The sequence below is a fragment of the Methylophilus sp. UBA6697 genome (assembly GCF_002454655.1).
Classification (GTDB): domain Bacteria; phylum Pseudomonadota; class Gammaproteobacteria; order Burkholderiales; family Methylophilaceae; genus Methylophilus.
The window spans coordinates 1-12644 of sequence record NZ_DKJH01000018.1 but is presented as its reverse complement, the minus strand read 5'-3'; the positions used below and the strand labels follow the sequence as shown (position 1 = coordinate 12644).

General features: G+C 51.0%; 9 protein-coding genes. 7 read left to right on the top strand and 2 right to left on the bottom strand.

The features are described from left to right. Positions 1 to 8: 8 nt before the first annotated feature. The 4 genes from oadA (at position 9) to B3355_RS05070 (ending at position 4895) form a co-directional block, all read left to right on the top strand. Complete coding sequence (oadA, locus tag B3355_RS05085; protein WP_292780961.1) at positions 9 to 1862, top strand: sodium-extruding oxaloacetate decarboxylase subunit alpha; 1854 nt, start codon at positions 9 to 11, stop codon at positions 1860 to 1862. Between the two features lie 50 nt (positions 1863 to 1912). Next, positions 1913 to 2509, top strand: coding sequence for a Maf family nucleotide pyrophosphatase (locus tag B3355_RS05080; protein ID WP_292780958.1), 597 nt, complete (start codon positions 1913 to 1915; stop codon positions 2507 to 2509). Between the two features lie 109 nt (positions 2510 to 2618). Beyond that, positions 2619 to 4076: a DUF4139 domain-containing protein gene (locus tag B3355_RS05075; RefSeq protein WP_292780956.1), complete on the top strand. Its 1458-nt coding sequence runs from the start codon at positions 2619 to 2621 to the stop codon at positions 4074 to 4076. Between the two features lie 105 nt (positions 4077 to 4181). Beyond that, positions 4182 to 4895, top strand: a complete 714-nt coding sequence (locus tag B3355_RS05070; RefSeq protein ID WP_019882186.1) for an SAM-dependent methyltransferase — start codon at positions 4182 to 4184, stop codon at positions 4893 to 4895. A gap of 62 nt (positions 4896 to 4957) precedes the next feature. On the opposite strand, the gene B3355_RS05065 is transcribed toward B3355_RS05070, so the two are convergent. Continuing rightward, complete coding sequence (locus B3355_RS05065; protein ID WP_292780952.1) at positions 4958 to 5539, bottom strand: PEP-CTERM sorting domain-containing protein; 582 nt, start codon at positions 5537 to 5539, stop codon at positions 4958 to 4960. 267 nt (positions 5540 to 5806) lie between these two features. Between B3355_RS05065 and B3355_RS05060 the strand changes: the two genes are divergently transcribed. Then, positions 5807 to 8086: a hypothetical protein gene (locus tag B3355_RS05060; RefSeq protein WP_292780949.1), complete on the top strand. Its 2280-nt coding sequence runs from the start codon at positions 5807 to 5809 to the stop codon at positions 8084 to 8086. Positions 8087 to 8202: 116 nt separating this feature from the next. Further along, on the top strand, positions 8203 to 8859 hold the full coding sequence (locus tag B3355_RS05055; RefSeq protein WP_148296195.1) for a PEP-CTERM sorting domain-containing protein: 657 nt from the start codon (positions 8203 to 8205) through the stop codon (positions 8857 to 8859). Between the two features lie 60 nt (positions 8860 to 8919). On the opposite strand, the gene mutL is transcribed toward B3355_RS05055, so the two are convergent. Continuing rightward, complete coding sequence (mutL, locus tag B3355_RS05050) at positions 8920 to 10800, bottom strand: DNA mismatch repair endonuclease MutL (protein ID WP_292780945.1); 1881 nt, start codon at positions 10798 to 10800, stop codon at positions 8920 to 8922. 34 nt (positions 10801 to 10834) lie between these two features. Here mutL and B3355_RS05045 point away from each other — a divergent pair, with 34 nt between their 5' ends. Beyond that, the gene (locus B3355_RS05045) at positions 10835 to 12358 is read left to right on the top strand and encodes a helicase-related protein (protein ID WP_292780942.1); all 1524 of its coding nucleotides are present in this window, start codon (positions 10835 to 10837) and stop codon (positions 12356 to 12358) included. Positions 12359 to 12644: the final 286 nt, after the last annotated feature.

Here is a 12644-nt window from a genome sequence, read left to right as displayed (position 1 = left end):
ACAAGATTATGAGCAAAATACATGTCACCGAACTCGTTTTAAGAGATGGACACCAATCCCTGATCGCGACGCGCATGCGTACCGAAGATATGCTGCCGATCGCCAGCAAACTGGATGAGATTGGTTTCTGGTCCCTGGAAGCCTGGGGCGGTGCCACCTTTGACGCCTGTGTGCGCTTTCTGAAAGAAGATCCATGGGAGCGCTTGCGCAGTCTGCGCAAGGCATTGCCAAACACGCCTATCAACATGCTGTTACGTGGCCAGAATCTGCTTGGCTACCGCCATTACTCTGACGATGTCGTGCATGCCTTCGTCAAACAGGCGGCTGACACTGGTGTGGATGTGTTCCGCATTTTTGATGCAATGAACGACATCCGCAACTTGAGAACAGCGATCGAAGCCGTTAAAAACGTTAAGAAACACGCGATTGGCACCCTGTCATTCACTACCAGCCCGGTGCATGACATCAATTACTTCGTCAACATGGCCAAAGAGCTTGAGGGCTTGGGTTGTGACAGTATTGGTGTCAAAGACATGGCAGGTTTGCTAACCCCAACCCTGGCGGGCGATCTGGTCAAAGCATTGAAAGCCGCCGTCAGCGTACCGGTTCACATGCATAGCCACGCCACCTCTGGCTTGGCCAGCATGGTGATGCTGAAGAGCGTGGAAAACGGTGTGGATATTATCGACACTTGCAACTCATCCTTCTCTGAAGGGGCCAGCCATCCGACCACTGAGAGTCTCGTGGCCGCATTAAAAGGCACGGAGTATGACACCGGCCTCGACTTGGGAAAACTGCAGGAAATCACCGCTTACTTTAAAGAAGTACGCAAGAAATACTGGCAGTTCGAAAGCGAATTTACTGGCGTGGATACCCGCGTTCTGGTTAACCAGGTGCCAGGCGGCATGATTTCCAACTTGTCTAACCAGTTGAAAGAACAAGGCGCACTCAACCGTATGGATGAAGTGCTGGCTGAGATTCCGCGTGTACGCCAGGATCTTGGTTACCCTCCGTTGGTTACGCCTACCTCACAAATCGTGGGTACGCAGGCTGTGTTGAACGTATTGACCGGTGGCCGTTACAAGTCCATCACCAACGAAGTGAAGAACTACTTGTTGGGCCAATATGGTAAAGCGCCTGCTGCTGTGAATGCAGACGTACGCAAACAGGCGGTAGGCGATGCAGAAGTCATCACTTGCCGTCCGGCGGACTTGCTGCAGCCAGAACTGGCGAGATTGCAATCTGAAGCTGAGCGTTTCGCCAACAATGAGCAAGATGTACTGACCTACGCCATGTTCCCGGATATTGGTCAGACCTTCTTGCAAGAACGCAATGCCGGTTCATTGACACCAGAACCGCTACTGAGCAAAGACGCCGTGACTCAGCAAACCGCTGCCGCACGCTACGCGCCTAACGAATTTAACATCACACTGCACGGTGAAACCTACCATATCAAACTGACAGGTAGTGGCCACGCCGGTGAAGAGCGCAAGCCTTACTACGTTAAAGTCGATGGTATCTCGGAAGAAGTCTTTGTAGAAACGCTGAGCGAGATGGAAGTCAGTGGCGGTGCGAATAATGGCTCTGCTGGCGGCAAGAAAAAAGCGTCTGTGGCGGCCAGCGGTCGTCCACGCCCTAGCCACCCAGGTTGCGTCACCACCGCCATGCCAGGCACCATTGTTACTGTCAAAGTCAATGTCGGCGACAAGGTCAACGCAGGTGATGGCGTGCTGGTGATTGAGGCGATGAAAATGGAAAACGAAATCCAGGCCAGCAAATCAGGCACTGTGGTTGCGATCCATGTCGCCAAAGGTGACAGCGTCACCCCGGATGAAACACTGATTGAAATTCAACCAGAATAATCCAGTGCACAAAAATCCCTGAAGCAATTCAGGGATTTTTGCTTTTAGCCATGACAAAATCTATCATTCTCGCCTCTTCTTCTCGTTACCGCCGCGAAGTGCTGCAAAAGCTGCATATCCCGTTTGAGTGCATCTCGCCCGAAATTGACGAAACCCCGCTTGATGGCGAAAGCCCTGAGCACACCTCGTTGCGCCTGGCCGAAGGCAAGGCACGCAAAGTAGCCGAGAGCCAGCCTCATGCGCTGATTATTGGCTGCGATCAGGTGGCAACAGTCGATGGCTTGCAGATAGGCAAACCTGGCAATCACGAGAATGCGGTCAAACAACTGACCATGCTTAGCGGCAAAGAAGTGATTTTTCATAGTGCGCTGTGTTTGTACGATAGTAGCAGCCAGTACATGCAATCGACTAATGTGCCCTACTTTGTTAAATTCAAAGCATTAACGGCCCTGCAAATTGAAACCTACTTGCGGCTGGAGCAACCCTACGACTGCGCAGGCAGCGCGAAGTCTGAGGGCATGGGCATCGCGCTGCTAGACTATATGCGTGGTGACGACCCCAATGCGCTGATTGGCCTGCCAGTGATCGCACTGGTCAATATGCTGCAACAAGCTGGCGTTGATGTCTTATCCACCTCCAGGATTTAACCCCGCTACCTCTGGCGCCGAATAAAATCATGTGTTAACTTTTGAACGGCTGTTGCGTTAAGGCAGTCTCAAGCGTGTACGCTTACATACAAAAAACGAGAGGATATTCATGCGATTCAGCTCCCTGCTGTTATTTTCCCTGGGTAGTGTTTCATTGTGCAGTAGTTCATTAGCACAAGCAGAAGTGACGACGACCAGTCCGCAATCAGACCAAACCAGCGTCGCGGTGACCATCTACAACGAAGACCTGGCGCTAGTGAAAGATAACCGTAAACTCAGTCTGAATAATGGCTTATCTGCGTTGTCATTCCGTGATGTCAGTGCACAAATCAAACCCGAAACGGCCTTGTTGCGTAGCCTGTTGCCCAATACCAGCCTGCAAGTGCTGGAGCAGAACTTTGACTTTGACCTGCTCACCCCACAAAAACTGCTGGAGAAACACGTAGGCCAGCAAGTCACGATTATCCGCACTAACCCAAGCACAGGTGCCGAAACGCAAGAAACCGCAACCGTGTTATCCGCACAAGATGGTGTCGTGCTCAAAATCGGCAACCGCATTGAAACTGGCATCCCTGGCCGCATCGTTTACCCTAACGTGCCAGGCCAACTCAAAGACCGGCCAACCCTGACCACGCAGGTGCAATACAAAGGGAATGATCAATCTAAAGACAGTGGGCAAACCAGCCTTGAATTAAGCTACCTCACCGGCGGCCTGCAATGGAAAGCCGACTACGTGGCCGAGCTGAGCAGCAAAGAAGACGCGATTGACCTCTCCGGCTGGGTCACACTCACCAATACCAGTGGCACGGCTTATCCTAATGCCAAAGTGCAACTGGTGGCAGGTGACGTTAACCGTGTGCGCGAAACCATCCGCCCCAAAACCATGATGATGCGCTCTGAAGCTATGGTGGCTGATGCAGCCATGCCCAGCGAGCAAGGCCTGCTTGAATATCACCTGTATACGCTACCTCGCACGACGACCATAGGCGAGAACCAGACCAAACAAGTCGCCCTGCTTTCTGCCCAGCGTATTCCTGCACGTAAAGAGCTGGTATTAACGGGCGCCGATTATTACTATCAGGGCCAGTACCGCGACGTTGAGAAAAAACAAAAGGTGCAAGTGTTTGTCGAGTTTGAAAATAAGGAAAGCAGCAAGCTAGGCCTGCCTTTACCTAAAGGCACCATGCGCGTGTATAAAAAAGATAATGATGGCACCGCACAATTTGTCGGTGAAGACCAGATCGACCATACGCCGAAAAACGACACCGTACGTCTTAAACTCGGCAACGCGTTTGATGTCACCGCCGACCGCGTGCAAACCGACTTTAAAAACCTGAGCAAACCAAACCAGACGCAACTTTATGAAAGCGCTTATGCCATCACCCTGCATAACGCTAAAAAAGAAGCCGTGACAGTGACGGTGCAAGAGCCGATCAATGGCGACTGGAAAATCCTCAATGAATCACAAGCACATAAGAAAACCAGCGCGCACCAAGCCACCTGGCAAGTCAATGTGCCTGCTGAAGGTGATGTGACGCTTAAATATCGTGTACAAGTGAAGTATTAATCTCTCGCCATCCAAGCAGTCTCAGAAAAAGCATTCTTGCAAAAGAATGCTTTTTTTATGCCCTGCATGGGATAATCCGGCTTTTAAAAACCTATCGATCATATTATGGCTGCCGGCACTTTATACTTTATCCCCGTCCCTCTCGCTGAAGGCACCACCCCGCAACAAGTGCTCCCGCCAGAAGTCGTGCAACGCATGCACAGCCTGCGCCACTTTATTGTCGAAAATGAAAAAACTGCGCGCCAGTTTCTAGCCGCCAGCGGCCATCCGGTGCCTATCCGCGAATTAAACCTGTCAGTGCTCACTAAAGATACACCGAGTAAAGACCTGGCTAAATTATTGCAACCCATACAGCAAGGCACTGACGTAGGGTTAATGAGCGAAGCTGGCTGCCCGGGCATTGCTGACCCTGGCGCCGCATTAGCTGCGGTTGCACATCACAAAGGCATACGTGTAGTGCCTTTAATCGGCCCTAGCAGTTTGTTACTGAGCTTGATGGCCAGCGGCCTCAATGGTCAGCGGTTTACGTTTTTAGGCTATTTGCCCAGCGATAAAAACGAGCGTATCAAAACCATCAAAGGCATTGAGTTTGACTCCAGAAAACAACAGGCCACACAGCTGTTTATCGAAACGCCTTACCGCAACCAGCATGTGCTGGAAGACCTGGTTGCCAACCTGCAACCGCTCACGCTGCTATGCGTGGCATGCAATATCACGGCACAAGATGAATTGATTGTGACCAAAACCATCGCCGACTGGAAAAAATCAGCGTTGCCGGATGTGCATAAGAAACCCACCGTGTTTTTGCTACTCGCATAATGAATAATTAAGTGCATAAAAAAGCCCCGCATCAAGCGGGGCTTTTCATAGCCAGCGATCAATCAGACTGAGCGACGTCTAACAACAGAGGCCATCAGGCCAAACCCTGCCAGCAACATGCTAAAAGTGTCAGCTTCGGGGACTGGTATCGTTGGCGTCATGGTTACCCAATAAACGCCCAAACCATTGTTTTGATAAGCCTGAAAAAATGGAAAAGTCACTAATACCTTGCCATAGTTACCTGCATCCGTTTTAACCGCAAATACTGAGTTAGCCGTGAGCAAATTCCCGACATCGCCACCGCTAATCCCTGTAGAAGAATACGTCAGGGCTTCAAGATCACTCACCGTCAATGCATTAAAACTCAAACCACCAACACCTACTTGGCCGACATAAGCGAGTTGAGCCGTTGAATAAGGCATCAATACGCGGCTCGTTGACGTAATTTGCTCCCACCACACATCTGCACCAGGACCAGTTGTTAATGACCCGGTATCAAAATCGAATAAATAAGTACCCGGAATCACCGTGACGCCTTCTGAAACAGACGCGGCCTGTGCACTGGTGGCAACACCGCTCGCCATCGCCAAAGCTAATAATGCAGTGGCTATGCCACGCTTATATGCATGTTTAAACAATCTCATCTCAGCTCTCCAAATTAATATAAAAGTCCACCATTATTAACTTATTTTAACTTAATTTGCAACAGGTTAAATTGAAACATCACCCGCACATCCATATGATTTTCAGGCACGGCCTGATAAAAGCGGGTGATAAATTCACAAATAATGTGGCATCCTTTCCTTACACGCAATCAATATTAAAGGCCAGCGATGCATCCTCGCATAACTCAACACGCGCTCGTATGGGCGGCCCTTTTCTGTCTCCAGAACGGACATGCGGCTCAAGGGTTGATCGAAATAGAAGGTCATGGCTGGCATATTGCCATCACGCCTGAACAGCTGGCCCTGGTTGGCAACAAACAAGACCTCACCACCTTCAAATTAATCCAGGCCATCATCGCGGGCGAAGAGCAGTCTACTTTTCTGGCAAAAACGCTACAAGCCACCTACCCGGAACGTCAGCTATTTTATGATTACGTAACCAACCGGCGCGGGAACCCCGCCAACAACCCCCATATCCTATTTACCCAAAAGCCGTCTTTGCTTGCGCTGGAGATACAAGACTCCCCCGCATACATGCTGATAGGCACGCATGAGGCTGATCATCTGGCAGGAGATGAACGCGATAACTGGCTCGCTGGACTCGCGGGCATTGATAGCTATGACGCAGGCACAGGAGACGACATACTGTTGGTGGAAAATCCTGAGTCGCACATTAAAGGCGGTGAAGGCATAGATAGCGTGGTCTTTACCTCACCACAAAGCAATGTCTTGAATCTGGCACAGTCAGACATTGAAATTGCATTTGGCCATCGTGGCAATGATATTTTAATTGGCGGCGGTAGAAGCTCCGTCTACATCAACGCAGGTGCAGGCGATGATATCGTGATCGGCGGAGCCGCCAATGATGTACTGGTCGGAGACCTGGGCAGTGACCTGGTGGATGGTGGCGCCGGCAATGACCTGATATATGGCGGGGAAGGCCAGGACCAGCTACTCGGCGGGACTGGAGATGATATTCTGCTTGGGCAGCAAGGTGACGATAGGCTCAACGGTAGTACAGGCAACGATGTACTGGAAGGTGGCGCTGGCGACGATACGCTGGAGGGCAACGAAGGAGTGGACATGGCCGCTTTTACCGGCAACCTGGAAGAATACCGCTTACAAAAACTCAACGACGCCAGCTGGCGGATCAGCGACCGGATAAATGCGCGTGACGGGAGCGATATACTCGTCAATATCGAAACGCTGTACTTCAAGAACACCGGCTGGGTGGATCTGACCATGCCTGAGCCTATCCCAGTCGCGGATGCGATCACTTTGCATGACGGTGACTTTCAGATCATGAAACCGTTTGGCAATCCAACCAAGGTCATGGTCATAGATGCGAATCGCCTGACGGCTAATGACATCAGCATGCAACCTGGCCCACTCAAAATACAAGCCATTGCAGACAAATACGGTAAAGAAATCCGCTTAGACAATCTGGGAGATATTGACGCAGGCAGCATTATGCTCACATCTGACAACAAGATTGTGTTTTCGCCTACCATCGCTAACAACTTTTCCTTTAGCTTCAATTACATACTTAAGGCTGTGAACCCAGAAAAACCAAGAACCATTTACCATCTGCTGTACAAACAATCCCACCGCATGGCTGCAAAAGTCACGCTTTCAATGGACGGCCCTTCCCGCACAGCAGAAACGTCTACGAGCTTTACGTGCGAACAACATTGCGTACTGCCTGAGGCGTTTAAAAAGCTTCAATTATTAGGAAACCGCCACATCAACGGCAATGGAAATTCACTAGATAATCTCCTGATCGGCAACCCGGCAAATAACATACTGGATGGCGCTGAGGGGGAAGACATCATGATAGGTGGTGCTGGTAACGATACCTATTATGTCGACCATGCACATGATATGGTTAAAGAAAATGCAAACGATGGCAATGATACGGTCTACAGCAATACAGACCAATATCAGCTACCTGAACACGTTGAAAATCTAATATTGCTGCCAGATGGCACAGATGGCAACGGCAATCAACTGGATAATATTATCTTTGGCAATGCCAGAGATAATACACTCACAGGCGCAGAGGGAAACGATATCCTCGACGGCCAAGAAGGCAACAATACGCTGGTTGGCGGAAGAGGCAACGACCATCTCATCGCCCTCAAAGGCAAAACGCACATCATTTTCACCCGTGGTGATGGACAAGACAGCGTACAGCAAAATAACCAGTCACAACTCACGCTAGCGCTCGGGCAAGATATTCCAGCCAGTGAAGTGGCTCTCGCGCGCAACAAGCAAAATCTGCACATCAAGCTTGCACATAGCAGCGACGAAATCACCCTACTCAACTGGTTTGTCAGCCAGGGAACTCTCACTATTCAGAGCGGGGATGCTAAACAATTACACAACGCACAGGTCGATGACTTTTTTCATACATTCCCAGATGTGGAAAAACAGCAGGCGTCTGCTGAAGAGTCACCCGAAGCATTAGAACGTCAAAAAGAAAAACTACATGCTTTATGGCAAACGCCCAGGTTATCCGCTGAATAACCACACGGCCAATACATGACCTCTACCCATAAGGACTATTCCACATCAAATTAAATCCATGTTAAATTTAGCAACCTTTTTAAAGGTTAATTAAACAAAAACATAGGGAGACTAAAATGAAGAAGTTAATAATGGGGATGGCTCTGATCGGTGCTATGGTGAGTTATGATGCATCAGCCGTAGAAGTAAACGCAGCCATCACAGGCCAGGATATTGAGTGGAGTCAATTCGGTATCGGTGGCGTTACCAGCGGCACCGCATTTACCTACACAGGCGGCACTGGTAGCGTATACTCAACCGCAGGCACACTGCAAGCTATACAACAGGGCACAGGCTGGAATGGCAACATGCCTGCCAATGAGCCTCTGCTGTGGACAGGGTCCGGCGCAGGCCCAGAAATCTCACTCAACTTCGATAGCGGTATTTTTGGCGCAGGCGCATATATCCAGTCAAACTATTATGGTAGCTTTACCGCCCTGATCCAGGCTTATGACTTCTCCGGCAACATTCTGGAGTCATACACTGAAGATGGCCTCTCAGACAGCAATACCGGCACGGCTATTTACTTAGGCGTTGCGCGTAACAATGCAGATATTTTCAAAATCACTTACACACTGACATCAGCCCCTTTCAACGCGTTGAATGACTTCGCCATTTCCGGCGTCAATGTTGCTCAAACTGGCATCAGCACAGTACCAGAAGCAGACACCTATGCATTAATGATGTTTGGTCTGGCCTTGGTCTCCTTGATCAGCCGTCGTAAACAACACTAATCATTCGCACCCCGCAAAAGGCCAGACACCTGGCCTTTTGCTTTTGCAGTAGCCTGATCGCTACTGCCCGCGCATAAACATCTTGTCCAAATCATTCAGACTCACCTGAAACCAGGTCGGCCTGCCGTGATTGCATTGCCCGCTGCGCTCTGTCGCTTCCATATCCCGAAGTAAGGCATTCATTTCAGTAATCGTCAGTTGTCTATTTGCACGCACCGCTGCGTGGCAAGCCATCGTACCTAGCACCTCGTTCTGGCGTTCCAACAACACACGACTGACACCGTATTCGTTCAGGTCGCGCAATACCGCGCGCGCCAACGCCACGGCATCTGCACCTTGCAGCATGGTCGGTATGGCGCGGATCGCAATCGTGGTTGGTGATAATGTGGCTAGATCAAAACCCAGTTGCTGCAAAGTATCGCTACCTTGCAGGCTTTGCAGGGTAGCGACCTCGACTTTCTCAGCGTAAAAGCTGATCGGAATCAGCAAGGGTTGCGTGGCAATCGCCTGCTCACTAAGCGCATTTTTCAGGTGCTCATACATAATGCGTTCGTGTGCGGCGTGCATATCGACCACCACCATGCCTTGCGTGTTTTGAGCAAGGATATAAATGCCATGCAATTGTCCCAACGCAAAGCCCAGCGGATATTGTTGTGGCGCTTCGCTTGTTGCTTGAATCAACTCGGCTACGGGCATTTCCTGCAAACCGACAGAAGAATGATTTTCTTCCATATTCCCAGCCGTTGTCGCAGGTTTTAAATCCCCATAGAGCTGGCCGTAAAACTGTTGCGCCAGCGCAGCGCCATTGCTCACACTTGGCTGGTAATTGCCACCAAACGCCGGGCGACTTTGCAAAGGCATTTCAACCTGTTCACGTGGCATGTTAAAAGCGGGCGCATTGCCAGGCCGAAACGGGTTAAACGGCGCTTGCACGGGCTGGCTAGCCTGAATTTCGGCCGAGGTTTTACCCAAGGCTTTATGCAGGCTATGGAAAATAAAACGATGCACGGCTTGCGACTCGCGGAAGCGGACTTCGGTTTTGGCCGGGTGTACGTTGACATCCACCAGCGATGGATCGAGCTCTAAAAACAGCACGAACGCTGGATGTTTGTCACCATGCAGCACGTCCTGATAGGCTTGTTTAATGGCGTGAGCGATCAGTTTGTCGCGTACGAAACGGCCATTCACAAACACATATTGGCTATCGCGGCTGTGACGCTGGTAAGTCGGCGACGCCGTCATGCCCCACAGGCGCAAGCCACCGCTCTCTTCTTCTAGCCAGACGCTTTGCGAGGCAAACTCACTGCCAAGTACGTCCGTGATACGTTGTTGCGGCGTATTCGCCGCCAGACGCGTCATCGCCTTACCATTATGCTGCAATAAGAAGCCGACATTGGGCCGTGACAAAGCGACACGGGTAAACGCATCTTCGCAATGGCCAAACTCGGTGTTTTCAGTTTTCAAAAACTTGCGTCTGGCCGGCGTGTTAAAGTACAAATCATGCACTTCGACGATCGTGCCTGCATCCAATGCGGCTGGGCTCACGGTTTGTCCTTGCGTGCCTTCGGCGGCAATTTGCCAGGCATGACTAGCCGCTTGCTGGCGGCTAGTCAACACGGTACGTGAGATTGAGGCGATACTTGCCAGCGCTTCACCCCTAAAACCCAAACTACCCACTTGTTCCAGGTCTTCCAGGCTTTGAATTTTGCTGGTGGCATGCCGCGTAAGCGCAAGCTCTAGCTCGTCTTTGGCAATACCATGGCCATTGTCGGTCACTTTGAGTAACTTCATGCCACCTTGCTGTAAGGCCACCTGCACTTGCGTGCTGCCTGCGTCAACGCTGTTTTCCAGCAATTCTTTCAGCGCCGAGGCTGGGCGCTCGACCACTTCTCCAGCAGCAATTTGTGAAATGAGTTGGTCAGGCAGTAGTTGGATTTTCATCCTGCCATTTTAAACCGTTTGGTAGAATGACTGCATGTTCGCCAACGAATTTCAGCAATATTTATCCCGCTTTACGCTCGCCCGCCAGTTGGGTCGCCAGCATCACTTTTACGTGGGCCCGACCAATTCCGGCAAAACCTACCAGGCACTGGAAACCCTGCGCCAGGCTGCGTCTGGCGTTTACCTGGCGCCATTACGCTTACTGGCGATGGAAGTGCACGACCGCCTGATGCAGGCTGGCGTCCCCTGTAACCTCGTCACTGGCGAAGAGCGTGTGATGGTGCCTGGCGCCAAACATACGGCCTCGACCATTGAAATGTTACGGCCAGATATGGCGGTAGAGGTCGCTGTGATTGATGAAATCCAGATGCTGATGGATCCGGATCGTGGCATCGCCTGGACCGCCGCACTGGTGGGTGTGCCTGCCAAACAGGTATTTATCTGTGGCGCCAATAGCGTGACAGAAAGCTGCACGCGTGTGCTGGACGCCTTAAATGAGCCTTACACCCTCACCCACTTGCAACGTATGACACCGCTGCTGATTGAAGACCACAGCATTTGCGGTGCACGCTACCATGCAGCCAAGCTACACAAAGCCCTGCAACCCGGCGACGCAATTATCGCCTTTAGCCGCAAAGATGTGCTGACACTCGCAGCACGTATCCGCCAATGGGGCTTAAGCGTCGCCACCATTTACGGCGCGCTATCGCCAGAAGTCCGTCGTGGCGAATCTGCCCGTTTTGCCAGTGGTGAAGCACAAATACTGGTAGCAACAGACGCCATTGGCATGGGCCTCAACCTGCCTATCCGTCGCGTGATTTTTGCCAACATCCATAAATTTGACGGCATCGCACCGCGTCCGCTCAATGCCACCGAAATGCGCCAGATTGCGGGTCGTGCAGGCCGTCACGGTCTCTATGACACCGGCTATGTGACAGTACTGGAAGATGACGAGCAATGGCATTTGCAAGCCATGCTGCAAGTCGATGATACGGTGCCGTTATTTGCACTGCCAATCGCGATGGGTGGTGGCGATATTGAAGCCCTCAGCCAGCAGATCCCAACCTGGCGCCTGGCAGAATGCGTGGAGTATTTGCATAATCAATACGCCAGGCAACACGACCAACAGCACTTGCAATGGCAAGTCACCGCATTGCAATATCAACAAGCCTTACTCATAGATGAAGTCGCACCCACACTCAGCATGCGCGACAAATACCGCCTCATGTGCGCGCCGCTGGCAATACAAGTGCCGATTGCAAGGGATTATTTTATGCAATGTGTCACCGCTGTCGCCACGCAGCAACCCCGCTCATTACCAAATATGCCGGATTGGCTGAATGGACAGCAAGCGCAACACCTGGAACAAGCTGAGTTGATTTGCCAACATTTGAGTTTGTATAGCTGGCTGTCGTATCAGTATCCGCAGGTTTTCCCGGATAGCGCGTTGATTGATGATGCGAGGAAAAAGCTGAATGGGTATATCAGCAGAGCGTTGCGGGTACAGGCGGGATATGGGAAGACGCAGCGGGAAGCGGAGTTAGCGCAGTATCGTTAAAAAATGGCAGCATACTGTCAGGTTGCTTTTCGCTTTCACAGCGAGTTACTTTTCTTTNNCTTTCTCCTTATTTTGCCTGTGCTACTCGGCGCGGCAGATGGGGACCCCGAAAACCTACGAGCGCCATCCTTTAGCGGGTTTAATAAAAGAATCTGGTTTTTGAACTATCCACATTTCTACAATGTGTGTTTGGCGAGATGAATCCCATTCCATCACGCTGAGTAGCGGAGACAAAGTGGGGGCTTTCGGCCATCGGCTGTCCGAGTTCCGCAGTGGCTTGCGTTTT